Source organism: Paenibacillus wenxiniae, assembly GCF_039822605.1.
Taxonomy (GTDB): domain Bacteria; phylum Bacillota; class Bacilli; order Paenibacillales; family Paenibacillaceae; genus Saccharibacillus; species Saccharibacillus wenxiniae.
On record NZ_JBCGUH010000013.1, the window covers coordinates 83,295 to 105,534 of the forward strand.

Sequence of the window (22,240 nt, forward strand, 5' to 3'; positions counted from 1 at the left end):
GTACGCAAACTGTTTTGCTGGGAGACACATTACTCTAGTAAGCAATCAAGGGACGAACTGACTTACACATGTATACGAGTTTGCGTACACTCTAGTTTTAATCGATCAGGTTGTATAGTGTCGGTGTAAAGTAGCATGTCATAGCGATCAGATCGTTTATCTTTGGTTCTGCTCTTTTCCGATCTTGCTGCACATGATAAAAAGACATATACCACATTAAGGGTATATGTCTTTTTGCTTTGTTCAGTTCACTGCGCTATATTCCTCGCACGAATCACACAAATGTACTCGTAATCCTCATTCGCTAGCTACTCCATATTCGTTCGCTTTAACCCGTTGACCTCTGTACATCCATTTGGTATCTGTTAAAATTCACCGCGCACTTTGCGTTCACTTCATAGTCGATACACCTCACGAATCGCTTTGCCTCTACTACGTATTCGGTACGCTCTAGCGATCGCTTTGTATCCCACTTCATATCTAATGCAACCTATGAAGAACTTCGCGTTCACTTCATACCCGATACAACTCCCGAATTACTTTGCCGCTACTACGTATTCGGTACACCCTAGCGATCGCTTTGCATCTATTTCATATTCGGTATCTCTACCGATCACTTTGTATCCCACTTCATATCTAACGCAACCTATAAAGCACTTTGCAGCCATTTATTTCATCCATAACGGTTACTTCGGCTCCACGCCCCATACAAGCTTCCCTTGCTCATACACCGTCATTTTAGTCCAATCACCAAATGAAGTGCTACCATACGAATAATCGTTACTTTCATCATAGTTACTCCAGTCAGTCGGGTGAATACGCGCATGGACTTCACCACTCTGGCCGCCTGCCGGAATAGTACCGGCTGCACTATTAAACGAGAACTCTACATAACGATTCGCTGTCGCCGTGCTGTTAGTTACCGCTGCCGATGTCGTTGTTACATTGGAGCCACCTATATTTGCCCAATCGATAAATGTCTGATCACCGGATTTACCATCATTATTAAAATAATAGCGTACCTTCAGATCACTCCATTTCACCGCAGTACTGCCATTGTTTTTAATTTTGAAAATAGGACGCAGCGCATTGTCAGCGACATTATTGTCGGCACTGCGATATTGCAGCACCAGCGATCCATTGGTCGGATTGGATGGCTCAGAAGGGGTGGTTCCACCACCATTGCCTGGCTCGCTACCACTACCGCCACTACCAGTCCCTGGATCTGGTGTCGTGCCCGAATCCAGATTGGTGCTGCCTGCACGAGTCTGCTCACGTACAAATTTACCGGAAGTCGTCAGGTTATTCGTACTCCAGCCACCCGTTGAGCTTGCACCTGGTAACAGTGCTGCCGATGCTTCTGTTTTATCTGACAATGACCAGTTCACCCAGCTGACACCACGACTGTTCAGGAAATCGATCCATGTTTTTGAATCAGACAGATACGGTCCGCCATTACCAGAAGCATCACTTGTTCCCCATTCAGTAACGAAAATAGCTGCCTTTTTCCCCAGCGCATAATCCAGTCGATCACGCAAATACTGTCCATGCGTGCCTGCATAGAAATGCAGTGCATACAGCGTATTTTTATCAGGCAACTGATTGTCCGCGGCATCTTGAATGTCCTGACTCCATGTGCCTGTACCTACAATGATCGGGTTGTCCGGATCTTTGGCACGAATCGTTTGTGTCACTTCTAGTGCGTAAGGACGAATCTGTCCATTCCACGTTACGCCCCCATTTGGCTCATTGGCAATCTCATAGATTACATTTGGCAGGTTACCATATAAGCCGGCCATTTCGCTAAAAAAGCTTTTCGCCTGTGTTTTATAGATGTTCGGATCATTATCGGATAGGATATGCCAATCGATAATGATGTATACACCGAGATCTTTGGCGGCGGCAACAGCTTCTTTAACCTTATTGGCTACGGATGGATTGGAAATGTATCCGTTTTCCGCTGTATACATCGCTACCCGAAATACCGAGATGCCCCAGTCGTCGCGCAGCCATTTCATCGTATCGCGATTCACATAGTTTCCATACCACTGTATTCCATGCGAACTCATCCCCCGTAACTGTAAAGGCTTACCGCTGGCATCGACCAGCTTCCCATTTGCTACCGACAACTGACCATGCTTAGAGACAGGCGTTGTTGCTGCCGAGACAGGCGATGACCATGCCGACATGCCGAGCGATAACGCTAATACGGCTGCCGAAGCGCCAGCTGTCCACCTTTTCCACGAGTTCATCCACATTACGTAACACTCCTTTTCCCGTTGAGTTACTTTTGTTTCATGCTCAAGTGTTGATGTGTACTCCATTCTGTGTCTAAATTAGTTGCATATATTAGGCCACTTTAATTGCTTGTTTGATGAAGAACAGTGTATACATCCATCATATAACCAAATTAATATATTTTTACCATAAAATGAATATAAACATTACGAAATTCAACCACGCCGATCAGAGGAAAATAGCGCTCTCTGTAAAATAAAGCGCTTTGCTCCTGTGCCTCCATATCCCATCAAGCTTTATGCAGCATTCATCTATCTACGATTCTATCTACGATTGTTGCGTCTGAACAGTTGAAGCATACTCACAATTACAAATATAGCGATGATCACAAAGATTATCCCTAACCCTTGCAGCACAGAATATACGATATTCATCATCCCAAGCTCCTTTTATTTTCAAATCCGATTTGGACCTGTATACCTACTTGTATCTATATGACTATTTATACCGATCGATCCGACACTGCTTATATATTCACCTTATCATAGCATAATTGAATAAAAGAACGCAGATGTTGCGGCAATCGATCAGGATCGAGCAATGACGTAGGATATACGACTACATTACGGATTGGGATCGAATAAAAGAATTGGGTAACTGCGAAATTCGTATTTCCATCTACTTTGCCCATCATCGCTATATAATGATCAGCTTCATCCTTAGGCTCCTCAAACAATGGAGACTGTCACCATGCAACGGATCGCATTTACCAAATAAGAAGTATCTGCAAACTCTACAGGATATAAAAGACGCGAAAAACGCAGCTTATGCCGAATTGTCGTTTTACGTTTTCTGTTTCACATTTTACGTTTTACAGTTTACGCTTTAAAGTTTACGTTTTAAGAAGCTTTTTCTCCAACCATGTAGCACTCACTATATCAAAGTCAACTGACAAAGCAAGCACACAAAGGTAATGAGACATGCGTTGCAGCAAGCTTTCAGACACAACCTACGCCGATCATCAAAACCTCTGCCTATTATCAAAATCGGGCCTCCCTTCATTACCAACCTGGAAGGAAGACCCGACACACATCATACCTTATCGTGATGCTCGTTCCTAACACACCGCCATACATCATTTCTGACGTACACTTCCTGTGCAAACGTATAGCTTGAAAGTTGTTACACGCACTTCGGCTGCATCCTTAATCGGACTGCTCTCTGCTGCATATCATGGGCTAATAGCTAGCCTACTCGCTCTGTGCTTATATGCACACTATAGCAACATCTTTCGTCCGTTCATATTGCTATCCGTTACGGAGCAATCCCCCATACCAGCTTGCCATCCTGATACAATGTCACTTTGTTCCAATCCGCATAAGATGTTTTGGTTGCATCAAATGAATAGTCATTACTTTCATCCAGTGCAGACCAATCGGACTTCGCCATCCGCAGTTGAATTTCACCTGTGCTTGCGCCTGGCTGCAATTGTCCGGCTGCCGCGGTGAAGCCCAGCTCAACATAACCATTGCCAAATGTGCGCGTAATATGGTCCTGACCGACCTGTGCCCAGTCGATCCACGAACTCATCGCTCCTCCACCTTCTACACTGAAGTAGTAACGCAGCTTCAATGCGCTCAGATCGACAGCGGATGTACCGTTATTTTTAATATTAAAATACGGCTTGATCTGTGAATCGGTCGCATTCGTATCTGCTGCACGGTACTGTACAACCAGATCGGAAGACGCTGGCGGTGTTGTAGGCGGTTCGGTTGGTGGCACTTCAATCGCTGCTGGTTTAGCATTCACCGCAGCGGAATCATTACTGCTGCCAACTGCATTCGTCGCGCTCACTTTATAATAATACGTTGTACCATTGACGACATTGCTGTCCGTGTACAGCGTTGTCGTTACATTGCTGCCGACTGTCGTAAATGGCCCTGCTGCATCGGTTGCCCGTTTGACCGTATAGCTTGTTGCACCCGTTACCGACGACCAGCTCAGCTTCACCTGTGCATCGCCAGCCGTTGCTTGCAGACCGGACGGTACAGCTGGTGCTGTTGGCGTTACCGGAGGTGGAGTTGTACTACCTGTCGTTAGGACAGGGAATGAATTGTTAACGAGTGTGACAAATTGATCATGGAACCATGCACCAGAGATCGGCGCATTCGGCAGAGCGCCGGTCAGTACACCATCTGGTGTTGTGTACGTTGGATCACACATCCGGTCAAAGCCTTTGCCTTCATTGTTCGGGATCAACGAGCTGGAGCCATCCGATTCACCGGGAGGCTTCACCCATACATACGCATCCAGATGAGCAGCTGGTGCAGCTGTAGGCGGTGCACCGATACCGGCACCACTCACATTACACCAGTTGCCCCGGTGCGAACGACGATCGATACGTCCCGAATTTACGTATGAATTGATATCACTACCTGATGCCATCGTTGGACGGTTCGGTCCACCCCAGCCATTACGTCCGGTATCGATCAGCATCCCGATACTGCTTGGGAAACCTGCATTGACAAAGTCAGAGTACAGTACACTCGTAAAATCCGATTCGTCAAAATACGGATTCCACTCATAATACTTCGCTGACTTGATCGGTTGTCCCCCGACATTCAGATCCGGATTCGGCAGATTCGGTTCAGTCAGCGGAGTCGTATTCGCCGTATTGGTCACAAAGCCATCAATACTGGACAGACCTGCTGTTGTACCACCCACGACTGTTTTGTACAGAGCAACAGCCGCGGTGCGGTTGTTATCCCAGCCCATCCAGCCGGAGTGACCGATATCCAGGTAGTTGTATGTGTTCGAAACCGCGTGCAGCTTGTTCAGCGCATATTGGATACCATCCACATAAATGCCGCTGGAATTAGCTGCCGCACAACGTGCATCATTCAAATTCGTTACTAGATTCGGCAAACTATCCGGCTCGATGATGTTGACGATCCGAATATCTTTATATTTAGGATTCGCAAAAGTTTGGGCGATAACATCGATATACTCTGTTTTATAACGCTGTAAAGCCGCCTGAGTAAGCGGTAACTCCCCGTTAGACGCAAGTGCATGGCAATCACGTCCCGGTAGATCATAAATGACGAACATCGCTGTAATCGGCGTCTTGCCTTTCTTTTGTGCCAGTGCTGTATCCAGATGTTGTTCCAGACTCAGTCTGCCTGCGTTAGCCGATCCACCCTCAATCGCATCGATCCGATCCAGCCAGACGGCAGTTGGATAGGATTTGACCGTAGCCATCTTCGCTTTTAGGGTCGTATCAGTCACTTTGGCGATTGAGCCATCCACCTCTTTGGCATAATCCGGGTTAATATAAGCTGTAGCTCCGACAAACGGATTGTCCACATGCGATTCCGCGTAAACTGGTGAAGCAGTCATGGCAGGCAATAGGCTTCCTGCGAGTAACGATACAGCCATCGTGTACTTAAATCCTTGCCACAATCCTTTTTTAGACTTCAATCCATTCACCTTTCTTTCTGTGGATTTGTTTGAAGCAAGCCGTTCATTCTGAGTAAGCGTTTTCGTTTCGTCTGACAGCTTACTGCTACCCCTTTTTGAATCACCTCCTTTACTGTCGATTATATGAAATCTAAATTTTGGTGTATATTTTAAAATATGGATTTTAATTTCAATTTTTAATATCTTATATTAATAATGGACGTTTTTGTTATATGGTAATATTTTCTATTTTAAAATTGAATTTCTCGCTGTCTTGCTGGCTACTTGTACGATGCAAACGACAATAATTCATAAACAAACAGGCTCGGACATGCAAAAAGACCAAAAGTCTCCTTTTGGTCTCGTTTTGTATCTGCTTTTTTGTTTGTCATCGCGTATCGGAACCGCTATAGTGAATGCTTACATTCACCTGCCTGCGTTCATATTTTAAATGATCGATCCCTATCGCTCCGTGAAAGCTTCCTCATTTCACTACTCTATTCGCTAGATCAAGCACCATCCGATAGAACAATATCACCATTTTCGATCATTATACCGATTATAAATTCCATATTTTACTATTAATTTTAAATAGAGTCTGCTATTTTCATACTCGCCTGCCGTTTAGCAGTCTCCCGAACCATGCGAACTGCGCCATAAAAGCAAAAGCTCCAGAACAACACCATAAATAACTGGAACCACCATGTGTTATATTCCGCCCAGAACGCATTGGCGATACTGCCCAGTGTAACAACTCCCGTCGCTGCCGCGAGAGCAAAACGCTTTTTAATCGCTTCTGGCTCCAGATCTTTTTGCCGTTCGTACAATTGATGAAACAGCAATTGGAGCATCAAGGCAACTCCAAACCATGCCATATGCGACATCATACCGAAAATCCGCCCTAACACGATCCAGACGACGAGCACCTCAATCCAGCGCATCATACGCCCTTTGCCAAAAAAGTATTTCATCCTATCCCTCCACCGCCGCGTAGCGTTTATGTTCTGTTACCACTATTACGCGACGAACACCTACCGGTTACACGATATTGGAGAAAATGGGCGTCATTTATGGAGTTGTTCAACATTTGGACTAATTTGAGCTTACATGAAGGATATTACTATATATTTCACCCTATACCTCATACCTCATACCTCATACCTCATACCTCATACCTCATACCTCATACCTCATACCTCATACCTCATACCTCATACCTCATACCTCATACCTCATACCTCATTATTCTGGCTGCGGCTCGACCGTGATGTCCAGCACCTTTTCTGCCAGATCGGCATAATGCTGATCCAGTGTTACTTTTACTCGGCCCTGGCGGCGCTTCTCTCGCCACTCTGTCAGCTGCTCATCTGTCTCCAGTCGCAGCTCGGCAAGCTCATCCGCTCGATCGAATATATACTTGCTCGTTAACAGCAGTGTATAAATGCCCTGCCCGCCGGGCATAATTGCCGGTGTGCGTGTTTGCCACTGCTCCACATTCAACTTCACATACAACTGATCCTGCTTGCGCTCATCCGGCTTCAGCTCTGTCATATCGCCGCGCCGCATAATCTGCCAGCCGGTAATACGTCCATAATAGCGGATGCCCTCCTGTCCTGCGGCACCAAAGCGTCGCTTGGATTGATACATCGCGACATATTGCAACTGCGTCACTACCTGCACATCGTTCAAATTACGCAGCGGCACATGATAAAAACGATGCTTCAAAGCCAGCTCCACCTGCTCCGGCCCACGCACAGCGCCAACCAGCATATTCCGTTGCCGCTGCTGCATCGCGTCCTCATAATATTCGTCCGTCCGCTGCGGCACCGTCGCACGCTGGTACGCCTTTTCCGGGCTATCTGCGATTAGCTCATCCAGAAATTCCTCCACCAGCGAAGTGGCATTCGGCAAGAAGGGTAAAGCCCCTACATTAATCTGACGAATACTTTTATAAAAATGATGCTCCCGATACTGCTGCTCATCTCCATACGGAAACAGCACATATGCTCCATACATCGTGCGCTCATAACGTTCCTGTTGTTCAGCGGACGCGCCTATCCGATGCACCATTGCATCCCGATAACGGTGCATTGTATTAATATCGTCTTCCTGCGGTCCCGGTTGCCTGTACATCGCTCGATACGCCGAGCCTTCTTCCGCCACATGGAGACGATATTTAGCATCGAAAATAAAATTGTACGTTTTCTGCTCGCCTGCATCCTGCTTGCTCAGCGATAACACATTATCCGGACGCTGCGCCAGCGTAGGCGAAGATGCGCGATCTGGTGCACTGTTATAGTACAGTACAAACCGCTCCCCTGTCCGCGGATGACGATACTCCATTCGTGATCGCTGTCCCCGATCCAATGTGACAAATAAACCCGCATGATTAAGCTTAATCACATTTTGCTGGACTAATGAATATTTACGTGCCATCAGTTCATTCAATTTGAGGAAGCACCAGTATTCATACAGCTCCGAAATTTCTTTCATCGATAGCCGCAACAGATCGCTTTGAATCGATAATCCTTTGAGCAGGGTCAAATAATACCGATACATTTCCCGATACCCCGGCGCCATCTGCATAACCAGACTAATGCTCATACTACGCATGGGGGTCAGCTCGCGTAACCATTCCGTATTCAACATACGCTCCATCCGCCGAATCATTTGCCCTACCGTTAGACTGAATTGTTCATCATAGCTGCGACTACGATAGTTCGAAGGACGGCTCAGCTGCTCGTATTGATCGCGTAGCTGTTCCAGTCGCACTAGAATACGCTCTAACATCCAGCGTAAGAAGCGATTTTCCGCTGTGTCGTAGGAAAGTCGCTTGACGGTATCGAGCAGACGGGTTGGGTGGTACGCTTCGCCTGCGATGGGGATGGTGCCGGGTGGGATAGACGACTGTCGATTCCCATGCTTCCGATCCATATGTGATGCTGATCTCGATCCTGCTACCTGATTATGCGAACGAGCATTGAAAGAAGTTTCCCTGTCTAACCTGGCATTGGAATGAGCACCTGACTGTTGGCTGTACGTAGCATTCGAATGGGCTTCGGACTGCTGACCATATATAGATTTCGGATTGGTTTCTGTCTGCTGTCTATAGATAGCCTTTGGATTGATTTTTGGCTGCTGTCTATAGGTAGCATTGGAATCAATTCCAGATCGCTGCCCATTTCGACCGCGCTCCAGATCAAGTTTCTCCAAGTATTGTGGATGGCTGGACAAATACTGGCTATTTTTCCGCGACGGTCTGCGTGCCTGTGCTGCCTTGCGCACTTCCGTATGGTGCTCCATCCGATGATGCGGTTGCACGGCAATTCGTTCCATCGCCCGTTCCATATGATCGAAAATATGCGTAATAATTGAGAAAAATTCCGTCAAGCTCTGATGCTCGGTCTCCCGTAGTGTCGTCGACTGATACGTCCGTTTCAAAAAGTCAAAGCTCAGATTGTAGATCTGCCCGTTCACTTCCTGCAACAAACGTACATAGTCCTCCCGATAATCCAGCTTGGACGGAAATACCTCCAGCTCCACCGATATCAATCGCTGTCCACCTGACCGCAGCTCCAACTCACTAAAACCAACCTCATTGCGGAAATTAAGCAGCCCGGACAAAATGCGCGTCCCTTTCCACGTGACCGCTTCACGCAAATGCCGATTCACATGGTAAAAGCGAATCGGCATCGTGGCATCATCCTGGCGCTCATAGATCCATTCATACGTCTGCTGCTCGTAAAAGCACGGCAATACCGCAGTCTGCCGATCCCAATCGACCAATCCCCCCGTAAGTGGCGAAAAGACCCGGATCGACTGCACCTTCACTTCAGGTGTGAATGAGACACATTTCAAATGCGCTTCCACCCACTCCCCTTCCTGCCGATGTAGCTCCAACGCTTCCACCGCTGGATGATACGGCTTACCTTCGATATAAATGTCACCAATCGTCGTCGATATTTGCAGTAACCGCACCGTTTGCTCCGGGTTCATATGCTCACCTCCTGGTTGTGATTGTTGGGGCTATATACGTAAACTTGAAATAATTAAGAAGTAATTAAGAAGTAGTTAAATAGGCGTACAGTGTTGTAGCTGTAATTGATAGATAGGATAACTTACTCTATAGGATACAGCCTAAACGTCTGCCCCCAAAGCCAACACTACCGGTACGATAACTTACTTTTATACAAAATAGACCCTACTAAGAAATATCAAACAAACATCTGCTTCGCACAGTCCTAGACATCTACAGCTCAAAAATAATGCAGATTCATATGCCTACAGAAAGGAAGATTTCACTGTGTACAATCCATATTCATCGGAATACATATTACAACATCATGAACAGAATAAGCAGTTACATATCAGGACGCACCACAACCACTTTTGATTGAACCTCCCACTAAATCTCGTACCCCAAAATCTCTAACACGATCATTCATCCGTTCCCTTATGGGCTGTCCGCAGTGAGGTATCGTTTATATCTATACAAGTATGGTTTATATCTGTACAAGTTCCCGTACATGTCTTCACTGTATGAACGAACGGAGACTGGGTTTCCAAATAGATCGAAGAAGGTAGAATCGCTTACTTCCAATATAAAGGAACATCGTCTACTGCCATCCTCACGGTTTCATTACTGGACAGCACCGATTACGACACCCAGTACGAAGTAAACCCATCCTCATCCAATCTGCGAATCATATACGCCAGCTTACGCGCACTCTCTGGATAATAAGCCTCCGGCGCGGTCTGACCATACTCCCACTGACTCCAAAAATCTTCATCATCTTCAAGCGGCGAAGGCACACGCACATTGTCCTTCAAACAAAGCTCCAACAACCGCACCAGCGCACGCCGTACCACAGCCTGACTTCCTTGAATACGTGGCAAAATCTTTTGCAGCAATTGCAGATCAAATGCCTCGTCCTCACCCATCAATCCAAAACGCTGGTTATACACCAGATAAAAGCAAATCGTATCCCGAATCCGGTATCCGACATGAGCATGAATATTTTCCAAAATACGATTGATCTCCACCAACCGCTCTGTTGTGCGTATAATCAATTCCTCATGTTCATCCATCGCATCAATAAGCTGCAAATAATCACTTCGCAAAAACGGCTGTTCAATCGGCACAATTTCAGCCGCAGCATTCGCACTACCTTTACGTGGTAACTGCATCAGATCAATTGTATGAAACTCAATCGTATTCGCCCGATCCAGCACACGTTTGCTAAACGGATACGTCGTTTCATCCATATTCACTGTACCTACAATGTACACATTATCCGGTATGCCTAGCTGCCCATACATCATCCGATCCTCTTCCAATTGCAGCATGCCTGCGGCGATTAGAGGGTCAGTTACAATGCGCCGCTCTGTTTTGCGCATATTTCCCTGTCCAGCAGCAGAATGAGACGTCATATTTGTGGTAGCTCTATTTTCTGCACCTGCATCTGTATAATCTACGTGCGACTGTAAACCATCTACACGATACGAAGGATTCTGGCTAGACGTGCTACCAGAAGCAGGCGTACGTGCACTACCTGCAACCTGTGTGTTGATATTACCCATATTGCTAGAAGCCTGTGTATTCGTATTACCAGAAGTCGTATCACGTCTATGTTCGTTATGATCCCCATTACGATTTCCATTATTACGCTGTTGCTGTTCACCCTCGTTACCTGTCCCGTACACACCATGTATTCCAGGCAAACGATCATTCTGTTTCCTGCTGCTCATTTCATCTTTTCGGGTATGGCTTTGTACATGATGATCTTCATACCGTTCATCATCTTCACTATCTGCATTCGTGTATCCAGTATTCGTATACCCAGCATCCATATATCCATCATCGTCAGCCGAATCCTGTTCACCCCGACGCGCCAAATGTTCCGTCCTTTTGCGTTCTTCTAGTGTAGATGTAACTGGTATAGATTTAAAAGGCGTAGAATCTACATCAGAAGAGTCAGAACGTGTACAATCTACAAATCCAGAGGATTCAGAACCTATAGGTGCAGAATCTATAGGTGTAGAATTAGAAAGATTGTTGCTCATAGGATCAGCGCTATTCTCATTACTACGATTCACATTTACCTGCTCAACCTCCTGGTTAGCATTACGTTTCACGCTCATATGCTCAATATCCCGGTCAGCATTATGTTTCATACTCATATGCTCAATATCCCGGTCAACATCACGCTTCACGCTCATATGCTTGGCATCCTGCTGCCCCGTATACACATACTCCTGCCTGCGCTCTGGTGAAGAATACGGATGCTCCATTTCTTCCCGCCATTTCTGCGTCTCTAACAGACTCATCATATCGCTAAAATAATGCTCCACCCGTGCCAGATTCATCTCATCCAGACAGACAAAATAAGGCTTTTTCCGGTTTTCCGGCCGGGAAGCCTCGCGAATCACGAGCGTGAGCGGTCCCGGCTGAAACATCCCCGACAGATCACGGTACCCGATCAACTCCGCCGGATCACTCCAATCCGGTCGCACCGGAATCAGCGTAAACTGCCCATTCTCCGCCGTCGCCCCAATCGCCTCGGCAAATAGCCGCACAAGCCGCGTCTTGCCCGTACCCGATATGCCTGCCAAAATAACAAAAGGCCGCGTTTTCAGCGACAAATAGAAGTTATGCGTAAGCTGCGCCGGAAAATAAAAACCACTCCCCGATACATAGTCCCCGATCCGTTCCAGCACATCCGCCACATCCCGATCGCGCAAACGAGGCACATACACCTCACCGCCATCATCTTCCTGCACCTGAACCGCCCACATCGTATTCGGCGTAATCGCAGTGCTCTCAATGTAAAACATATAACTATCCATCGCATCCCACAAATCCGTCACCAGCTGTTCATTATCCGGTAACTGCGCCGTATCATAGGCAAAATAGGCAATAGTCGACGTCTGGTAATCATCCCCAAGCCGCCCATCACCCAGATTCATCTCATCATCCGTCCGCATCCGCCCAGCCGGCAACTTCTCCCGGATCTCCTGCGCCCGTTCCTGCAAATACGCCTGACTATCACTGCGCCCCAGATGACTGCGCACCTCACCCAACCCTTGATTGAGCGTCAAATAAAGCCGCTGCATATCCGCCGAAAACAAATACGCCACATACACCCCACGCTGAATCGTATCCGTGAGCTGCGGATACATCACCGCAATCCACGGAATCGTCGCCCAGTTATTGCCCCGACCGACGGAGCCACGTACTTTGAAGTGATTATGTACAAAAGGCAACGACCGCAAATGCTCCGGTACGACCTTCCGCACATACTCTGCCAACGGATGCCCGGTCAGTGGCTGCTGTTTGGCAGGAAGATAGTTGCGAATGATGTTGAGCAGATCTTCGCGTAGGGAAAAGTCGGACTGTGGTGGTGCATAGTAGATATCCAGTTCGTCCAGCGTGAAGTGGTACAGTTCGTCCAGTACGGCTGGGGTGAGCTGGGTGTAGATGTCGGGTTTGAAGCCGATGGTGTAGCCGGAGCTGGGGTAGTCGAGGATGGGCATAAGCGATTCAATGGTTGAATCTACAATGTACTGCACTCGATTCACAACAACATCTGCCCAACGAAATGCAATACGTGAAGGCGGCGCATCGACAGGTAAGCTACGAGCTTCGCGCTTCTGGAAGTAGTCAAGGAAACGTTCTTTGATGCGTGTCATAGAAACTTCGCGTTCACGGCTTGCCCGCATTTCGTCGATGAGGACGAGAATGAAAACCATTTTGTATGATTTTTGGCGGTGTAGGAAGATGTTTTGGAGTTCTATTGGTAAGGTCATGGGTAGTCTCCTTTATTATTCAATAATATAAAAATGCTATTTAGATCAACCTGAAAATTCATCTATTTATATGCACATTCAATCGTAGAGGTTATCAAAAACCTTTAAAACACTCAATATTTTAATGTTCCAACAAAATAATACATTTCTTCATTCCCATTTTAAGTCAAAGAAGATACAATAAAGTAAGTTAAAAGCAACTTTTGAACTATAAGTCAGGTTCTTTAGACTTACATATATTTCTGACTATAGTTTTTGTATAAATATGACCTTATATTAATTCATTATGGCTCATTTCAAATGATGGAGGATTGACCATGGCTGATACTGTATCAGAACATTTTATTGATATACTTAAACGTTGTAAACAATCATCAAAAGAAGCAGTAGAAAATCTAGAAAGCTTTAGTGCATTTAAAACATATATGCACATTCAGCGTCCTGTTGAACTGGAACTAGAAAGCCATATCAACAACGCTTATACTGCTTTGAATGCTCGTTTGATTTTAATATGTGGTGGCGTTGGAGACGGCAAGTCACATATTTTGTCTTATTTAAAAAACAAATACGACTTTCTGAATGATCCTACCGTTTTTTACTTACACAATGATGCTACAGAGAGCTTTTCTCCACACAAAACATCTATTGAAACGTTAGCATCTGTATTGAGAAACTTCTCAGATGAAGGATTACAACAAAACAATCCTCAAAATATCATTTTGGCTATTAATCTGGGTGCTTTGAATAACTTTATCGATTCAGAATATGGAGAATCTTTTAAAAGACTTCGTGCCTATGTAGAGCAAAAAAAGATTCTAGAATCAGTTATTTCAAATGAAGCTAGCGAAGACGATCATATTTTCCAGTACGTTAACTTTAGTGATTACCACATGTACCAGTTAACAGATCAAGGCCCTAAATCTAGTTATATCGAAGGGATTCTCAATAAGATTACCCAAAAAACAGAGGATAATCCGTTCTATCAAGCCTATTTAAGCGATGTAGCAGAGAACAAGGAACTCGCTGCTAAAAATCCTATTCTCCAAAACTATGAATTATTACAGCAAGATACTATACAACAACGAATCATCGATCTACTCATTCAAGCCATGGTAAAGGAAAAACTTCTTATATCAACGAGAGCTTTATTGGACTTTATTTATAATATCTTAGTTCCATCTAACATGGAGAATGCAACCCATCAGCAAATACAAAATATGATCCATTCACAAGACTTCGAATCATATACTAAATGCCTGTTACCATTTCAATTATTTGAAAAGGTAGATGCTTCTGCCATCCATCAAGCCATTGATCGAATTAATCCTACGAGAATCCGAAGCGAAGTTTTAGATGATCATCTTATAGGTTTTAAATCACGTAAAGATGGAGCATATTTATTTGCCCAGTATATCGATATTAATCACTTATCTTATTTCGCTAGAGGTCTGATTCCCAATTCTCCTTGGCGTAATCCTGAAGATAAGAGTCAGGATTTCAAACGAACACTTACCAAGCTATTCGTTTACCTTTACTACTTAATTCCTAAAGCGTCGCATAGATCTTTCAATGATAAAGTTTATGAAGAGTTTATGCGTAATCTATTTTATTGGAATAAGAAAGAAATCAGCAAACTTTCCAAACTATACCGAGAAGATGTTAAAGATGCTATATATAAATGGAATGGAGAAGGTAATTCAGACCTTATTTATGTACAAATTGGTCAACCACAAACTCAATACTATGCACTGCAAAAGTTAGAAATTGAGCCACATATTACACGTACTAGCTCTACTACAGAGAATGAACTGTATAAATTTTTGACTATGATGACATTACAATTCAAAGTTCGCAATGTTAACTATATAGATGATAATACGATTCCATCGATTGATATCGATTTTTCACTTTACTCACTTTTACTCCAAATTAAAAATGGATATCGACCAAATAAGAAGGATAAGTTCCAATTTATCAAATTTGTAGAGTTTATTGATAAGCTCAGTAATGTTGGCAATCAAGGTGAAGAAATCGTATTCGAAAGTAAGCAATTTGGTAAATCAACCCGATACCGACTAAAATATGATGCTACATTTGATCAATATTCATTTATGGAGACGTGAACCTATGAGTTATAAATTAGACTTAGACACCATTCGGGAAAAATTCAAATTCACTTCTTCCATTCGTCATAATCCTAAAATCGAGTTAGAATTTCTTCCTTATAATACAAAATTCAAAGACACTCAGTACAACTTTAGAGAAGTTATTGGAGAGTTTATTCGTTTAATTGGGCAAAAGAAATTAGACGAAATCGTCAATACAGATGAACTTATTAATACGGTTTTGGATTCAATTAATTTTGAAGAAGTACACCAACGCAGTGAATTTAGACAAATGATCAAAACATTATTTATAGATGAAAACAATCAACTTTATCTTTTTCATCCACAAACGTTGTACTACATAAACACTGTAGACAATGAAAATAAAAAGCTGGCCACCTTTCTATACAATGTACTTTGGAGGAATCAACAACCCTGGAATATAACAAGTAATACGGATTATCATTCTGATTTGATGAGTACATTGTTGTTCAAATCCTTACCACAATTAAACGATAATACCAAAGATCCTAAAAGTTATAACACTATTATTCCTATGGTATCTGACTTATTTATTAAAGATTTCACATGGCTGTCTACAAAAAGTGAACTGTTTACAAGTCAAGTTGAGAAGCTGATCTCTTATTATTACTTTCTATATGTCACTCAATTTGCACGTAAAAACGAACTACTATTTAAAGTTACAGATATGGAGATCCATCCAGTATATTTTACATTTGAAGGCGAAGAACGCCTGTCTAAAACAAGAGTCAGCTATGAATTCGGTTGGAAAAGTATCGAACGCGCCATCAACCAAACATTTGCTCATGTAAATTTTCTTAAAATGATTAATTTCACTGAATCCGGCTCTACTGATTCAGACAATGGTAAATTGCTATCCTATCAGCAAATTGCAGAACAAGTTCAAACGATGTCTTTAGAAGAACAAATAGAATTAGAACAACAAGTGGATACATTGATTCAAGAGTATAAGGAGAACTTATCCGGTGATATTAAATGGGAGCAACTTGGGACATTTCATTCATCATCTCATATACCTGCATTGCAAAAATTAGACTCTTTATTTCATATGATCGATCATCAGTTCAATAATAGCAGTCGCTCTAAACCATACAACGAGTTCAAACAATGGTTTGTATACTTTTGCCAAAAGACATTCTTAAAATCGCGCGGCAGATCGGGCAAAATGCTCATCTTAGATACAGACTATTTACTTTTCTTAACCAAACTTATGATTAAAAACGAATCTAAAATCCGGCTGAAAAATTTATTTTTAGAGTTAGAAGCTAGAGGTATTATTTTTGACCGTGATACTCAAACTTCGATTGTAGATTACTTCGAAAAATTAAACTTGCTAGAGAAAAAAAGCGATAGTGGGGATGCTATATATGTCAAAGCATTTTTATAGTTACTTGGCACAACAGATTCAGCAATTTTTCACTCGTATTAGTGTGCAACCAGGTGAAAAATATCATATTCAATTTGAGCGTTCTGAACAAGTACTGGATCTGGTCAATGAAGTGAAAAATCTTGCAAACATTGAACCTTTCTCTATGACAACTCCGGATGGTTTTTATCAATCAATATGCTTAGACAATGGTTCAGCTAAAGTATTAATAGCATCAAATACGGATGATATTACACCTGACTTTTTGACTACACTTCGTAACAAAGTAGGGACTCAGGAATATCCTTTTGTAGATAAGGCAATGCTGTTAATTCATAATTCTAACTTGGACAGTCTAGTTCAAGGAATGACTTCATTTGCCAAAGAAGGGATGCCATTTCATATTCATGAAATCGAAAGCAACCTTCAAGAAGCAATGAAGATCTCTGTTCTTTCTAAAGAAGAAAAGCAAATTTTAGAATTCAGCATGTCCTCTAATAAAGCCCAACAAGGTCTTCATGAACAAGTAACTTTATTTGATTATGAGAAAATTTTGACTGTGTTAAATAATCAGATTTTAGAGCCTTCTGATTATAAAGACTTAGGATTATTCTACGATTCTGAATTGCTCAATACCGCTATGACTGCGAAACAAATCAAAGAACGTCTAAATCATAACCAATCTTTATTCAGTGATGTTGAAATGGCTCATCAGTATGGTCCGGTTGATATTAGTCTGGAACGACATTTTGATGATGCCGGAGTAAGAGTACTTTCGGCTATAGAGTGGCAAGAAACAGACTTTGGTATGGTTCGCCGCTCTAATGATAAAAAGCTTGAAGGAAAAGGATTGGAGTACTTAGAACCAACTAAAAAAGTCGCTTTAGAAGGGTTAGTATATTGGGAACGCCCAGAAGGCGAAACAAAAAGTAAACAACGTAAGCGAAACATCATTATATTTAATCCCGAACAACAAAATACCATTACCATCGAATTGCCTTTTAATGATTTTGTGAAAACTGAATTTATCAATCGAACCGAAATCAAACAAAGAATTGTGGCAGAGCAATCTGGTAAAAAATTAAAAGTCAAACTACAATTCGAACCCGGTCAAACATGCTTTTATGGTGTAAGGTATAAAACCGATATATCACCTGCATACGAATTTAAAATTGCAGTTGTTGAGACATACGAAAAGTTTATTAGCGCCGTACAAACTTCTTATACTATCTATCTTTCTAAAACGAAAGGTTCCTATATTTTAATCAATTCAGATGATGAGCAATGGATTTTCAATAAGGGAGCAGAAGAAGTAGCTCAAGCAGCACTTCAAGTCGACGGGACAGCTAACGCATTTGAAATGAGTGAATTTGAAGAATTAGTAATCAGCAAAAATGCAGACAATACTGGAGAAGAAGATCTCATTCCATTCTCTATTAAACTACCTCATACCGAGATTCCGTTTGCAGTCCAAGATGTAGTAGAAAGACCGGTACCTATTGGTGGCTTTAGCGTCTGGAAATTGAAACGTGAAAAACAAGAGCATTTTGTATATCGTATTGAAAACGACAAAATGAAAATCATACAAGGCACTCGTGAAACATACGCTCAAGGAGAGTTCAAAAAGAATCTAGAACGTGAACTGACATTGATCGAGGATAACCACTTGTATTTTATTGAAGAAACTGGAGAGCTTACTCCCGAACCGATTGCAGTGAAAGAAAATGTACGTGAAGCTTATTTAGATTTGCTTCGCTACTTTAGAACGAATCAACTTTTGCCAAGCTTAGCTTATTTTGATGACGAATATACCGCCTTAGCTCAAAATTTTGTTAATGCTTACTTACAAGAGTTACAACAACTGAATAATGGTCAGTCTTTGGATCAAACTCAGCGCGATTTGGTATTGATTGGAACGATACGCAAAGGACTTAAAGAACCAGAATGGCTGTATACGCCATTACATCCACTTCATCTGGCTTATCAATTACAGTTGAATAAGCTTATTGATTCAGAAATCATTAATGATGAACTTCTCCGTTCATTACGTCCAACCAATTTATTACCATATGTATCGTTCAATAATTCCAAACTTTATAAAGCAATCGAGCAAAGCGATTCTTTTGAATGGACGACTTACATCGATCAAAGTCTTCCTCGCTTTGAGACCTCTAAATTTTTTGTGAGCAAGTTAGTCCAAGAAAAAATCGAGGAGTTTACGGAGCATTTTTCATATTTATTTGATCTGGACTATAGAGCACCACTAAAGATCAATACAATGAACATGGGTGATTGCCAAGAGATTCTTCAGGGCTTATTTGAATATTATAAGCGGCAATTACGGAGAAATGTAGAGAAAACAGAGCTGCTGCCTATAGAGCTTCATATTTATGCTGAAAAAGGAATCAACAATGCCTTTGAAGAGATGTCTCAATATTCTAATGCTGAAGACATCGCCAAAAATTTCAATTTAAAATTAGAATTGGAAGGATATCATCCAGAAGAATTGCTTAATATTTTCCGTGATCAAGTTAAATTTTATTCCCAAGATATCAAATCCAGTCAATATGAATACAGTCACATTACGTTCTACCAAATGAATAAGATTGAACAAATCGCTACAAGCAATGCTTCTGAAATTATTACAGGGGTATCTTTATTTGGATTAGTATCGGGTATTCCCTCTGTCTTTATCAATGAAGACTACAAGACAGGATTTGGAACTAAATATTATCCAGTAAAAGATACACCACTGCTGGCAATAGTACCTAAACTGAACTCGTTATTACGTGTTGCTCGTACTTTGGATAACTATCAGGAAGATATGAATATCGTAACTGCAATCTCAGCTACCCATAAACAAAAGCTGGATCTTGTATACGACTCTGCACATTGGGTTACGTTTATCGAACCTAAAGTAGACTTAAGTTTCTTCAAAAACAATGATCTACAGAAAGAACTTCTTGTTATTCATTACAGTGATCAGTACACATCTTCAAGTGGATTTGATGCTATTACGGTAACGAGACGCTCAGATCAATATCAGCGTTTAATAAACGAGTTTCTGCGTTCTCATCAAATTGATGTTCATGCTGACTTGCTCCCTCCAATCATTAATTTCTTTAATGCAATTAACGGGAACTGGCTGTTACGTTTATTAGCGCAAAAAAATCAATTTCCTAGAGAAAAAATCAGTATTTTATCTGCGGTGAAATTGGCATTGGCTGCCTTTGCTCACTCAGATATTATATGGGTTCCAATATCGATGGAAGAAATCCTTCGTATATCTGGTGGAACTGGATTGCGGCAAAGTGATGGGTTATTTTCAGCGAAAAATCTAGGCAAACTTGGATCGTACAGCGATGATCTATTACTGATCGGTATCGAACAACAAGAAGAGCAAGTTTACGTTCATTACTATCCAATTGAAGTGAAGATCGGAAACAACCCTAGTGGTGTATATGAGAAAGCGATCAATCAAGTAAAACAAACACAACAATTATTGATCGATTTCTTGACTGATACAGACAACTTTACAGCTAAACTTTATCGCAATTTCTTTATTCAACTTGCAATTGCAAGTGCGGAAAAAATGGATTTGTATAATATATGGCCAGAACAGTATTGGCAGAATATCACAAACAGCGAACTCAGAGGCCGTTTGCTTAATGATGACTATACAATCTCAACTCATTTACAAAATTATATTGGTAATGGATCTGTTATCTCTTTTAAGAAAGATACGATATTTAATGAGATTAAGCATACGGATCAAGTGATGATATTTAACTATCCTGAAACAAGCGGCTATGACTTTATTATTAAAAGTATTGAAGATATAAAAAACCATCTTCAAAGCGCTTATGGTGACATTCCTAGGGAGCAGCTCTTGTGTAACTTGTATTCATCGGATACGACAATTCAACAAACCAATGATAGTGAGGATGAATTATCTTCTAAAGAAAAGATTATATCTGCTGTAATAATGAAGAGCAGATTAGGGTCAAAGCAAACTCCAGAAGAATCTCCTCCTAATATGGAAATAAATATCGAAGTCAATGAACCTGTTCGCAAGCCGTTGGAAGTACTGTTCGGTCATAATGCTCAAAACAATGAAGAAATAAAATGGTACCCTACTACTACGGATAAAGTAATGCACACTAATACAGGGATCATTGGAACAATGGGGACAGGAAAAACACAGTTTACTAAGTCTCTCATTACACAGTTATCTCGTAATAGCCAGGATAATGTAAACGGTACGCCTATTGGTATTTTAATCTTTGATTACAAAGGTGATTATATCAAGCCAGAATTCACGGAAGTTACCAATGCTAAAGTATACGATTTGTACCATCTTCCATATAATCCGCTATCTCTCTATGTAACGCAGCCGTTTAAGCCACTGTTACCTGTCCACACAAGTAGTTCCCTTACGGATACAGTTGCTAAATCATTTGGTCTTGGACAAGTACAGTCTATTATTCTTAAAGGTACGATTATGGAGGCTTATGCTAAGAAAGGCATCATCAAAAACGATGCTTCTACCTGGAGTCAACCTGCCCCTACACTGAGTGATGTGTATGATCTCTTTGTAAGTAAAGAAGATACCAAGGTAGATAGCCTTTATGCTGCGCTACAAGAACTATACGAGACAGAGGTATTTGAACCAGATTCAACCAAAACAATCTCTTTGTTTGACATGATTGATGGTATTACCGTAATTAACCTGTCTGGCTTTAACGAGAGCATTCAAAACTTAGTTGTATCCATTACGTTAGATGTGTTCTACAACCAAATGCAGATGCAAGGGCATAGCGCTATTGAAGGCACCTATCGCGAGATCACTAAAATGATTCTAGTCGATGAAGCGGATAACTTCTTGAGCAAGGATTTTACATCGATCAAGAAGATTTTGAAAGAAGGACGGGAGTACGGAGTCGGTACGATCCTCTCTACTCAGTTTATGAATCACTTCTCGACTTCGGATAACGATTATGCCAATTACATTCTCACTTGGATTGTGCATAGTGTGGCTGAAATGTCGGCTAAAGAGATTCGGATGGTGTTTAGTACTCAGAGTAAGGCTGAGGAAGAGAGTATTATGAATCGAATTAAGTCATTGCAGAAGCATTATAGTATTGTGAAGGCTGGAGCTGGGCAGCCGATTTGGATGAGGGATAAGGCGTTTTGGGAATTGAATATTTAAATATAAATACACAAAAAT

Annotated in this window: 8 protein-coding genes; 3 read left to right on the plus strand and 5 right to left on the minus strand. The window is 42.1% G+C overall.

Annotated elements, in window-relative coordinates; genetic code table 11:
- Positions 1-686 precede the first annotated feature (686 nt).
- The 5 genes from AAHF22_RS18875 to AAHF22_RS24005 all read right to left on the minus strand — a co-directional run bounded on the left by AAHF22_RS18875 (position 687) and on the right by AAHF22_RS24005 (position 13,500).
- Positions 687-2,258: a cellulase family glycosylhydrolase gene (locus AAHF22_RS18875; RefSeq protein WP_347326582.1), complete on the minus strand. Its 1,572-nt coding sequence runs from the start codon at positions 2,256-2,258 to the stop codon at positions 687-689.
- A 1,294-nt stretch (positions 2,259-3,552) separates the two neighbouring features.
- Positions 3,553-5,673 (minus strand): glycoside hydrolase family 6 protein, encoded by a 2,121-nt coding sequence (locus AAHF22_RS18880; protein ID WP_347326608.1) that lies wholly within the window; start codon positions 5,671-5,673, stop codon positions 3,553-3,555.
- Positions 5,674-6,281: 608 nt separating this feature from the next.
- A complete protein-coding gene (locus tag AAHF22_RS18885) occupies positions 6,282-6,665 on the minus strand; it encodes a hypothetical protein (protein WP_347326583.1) in 384 nt (127 codons plus the stop codon).
- 271 nt (positions 6,666-6,936) lie between these two features.
- Positions 6,937-9,690, minus strand: coding sequence for a DUF2357 domain-containing protein (locus tag AAHF22_RS18890; protein ID WP_347326584.1), 2,754 nt, complete (start codon positions 9,688-9,690; stop codon positions 6,937-6,939).
- Positions 9,691-10,350: 660 nt separating this feature from the next.
- On the minus strand, positions 10,351-13,500 hold the full coding sequence (locus AAHF22_RS24005) for an MrcB family domain-containing protein (RefSeq protein ID WP_347326585.1): 3,150 nt from the start codon (positions 13,498-13,500) through the stop codon (positions 10,351-10,353).
- A 317-nt stretch (positions 13,501-13,817) separates the two neighbouring features.
- Here AAHF22_RS24005 and dptF point away from each other — a divergent pair, with 317 nt between their 5' ends.
- Genes dptF through dptH form a run of 3 tightly spaced genes read left to right on the plus strand, consistent with a single transcriptional unit; the run spans position 13,818 to position 22,222 of the window.
- A complete protein-coding gene (gene dptF, locus AAHF22_RS18900) occupies positions 13,818-15,623 on the plus strand; it encodes a DNA phosphorothioation-dependent restriction protein DptF (RefSeq protein ID WP_347326586.1) in 1,806 nt (601 codons plus the stop codon).
- Positions 15,624-15,627: 4 nt separating this feature from the next.
- Positions 15,628-17,034, plus strand: coding sequence for a DNA phosphorothioation-dependent restriction protein DptG (gene dptG / locus AAHF22_RS18905; protein ID WP_347326587.1), 1,407 nt, complete (start codon positions 15,628-15,630; stop codon positions 17,032-17,034).
- Entirely contained in the window at positions 17,015-22,222 is a 5,208-nt protein-coding gene (dptH, locus tag AAHF22_RS18910) for a DNA phosphorothioation-dependent restriction protein DptH (protein WP_347326588.1), read from the plus strand. The genes dptG and dptH overlap by 20 nt, the downstream gene beginning before the upstream one ends.
- Positions 22,223-22,240 lie beyond the last annotated feature (18 nt).

Bases quoted from the DNA above. Each gene is read 5' to 3' on its own strand.
- AAHF22_RS18875 (WP_347326582.1), bottom strand. From the start codon at position 2,258: ATGTGGATGAACTCGTGGAAAAGGTGGACAGCTGGCGCTTCGGCAGCC.
- AAHF22_RS18880 (WP_347326608.1), bottom strand. From the start codon at position 5,673: ATGGCTGTATCGTTACTCGCAGGAAGCCTATTGCCTGCCATGACTGCT.
- AAHF22_RS18885 (WP_347326583.1), bottom strand. From the start codon at position 6,665: ATGAAATACTTTTTTGGCAAAGGGCGTATGATGCGCTGGATTGAGGTG.
- AAHF22_RS18890 (WP_347326584.1), bottom strand. From the start codon at position 9,690: ATGAACCCGGAGCAAACGGTGCGGTTACTGCAAATATCGACGACGATT.
- AAHF22_RS24005 (WP_347326585.1), bottom strand. From the start codon at position 13,500: ATGACCTTACCAATAGAACTCCAAAACATCTTCCTACACCGCCAAAAA.
- dptF (WP_347326586.1), top strand. From the start codon at position 13,818: ATGGCTGATACTGTATCAGAACATTTTATTGATATACTTAAACGTTGT.
- dptG (WP_347326587.1), top strand. From the start codon at position 15,628: ATGAGTTATAAATTAGACTTAGACACCATTCGGGAAAAATTCAAATTC.
- dptH (WP_347326588.1), top strand. From the start codon at position 17,015: ATGTCAAAGCATTTTTATAGTTACTTGGCACAACAGATTCAGCAATTT.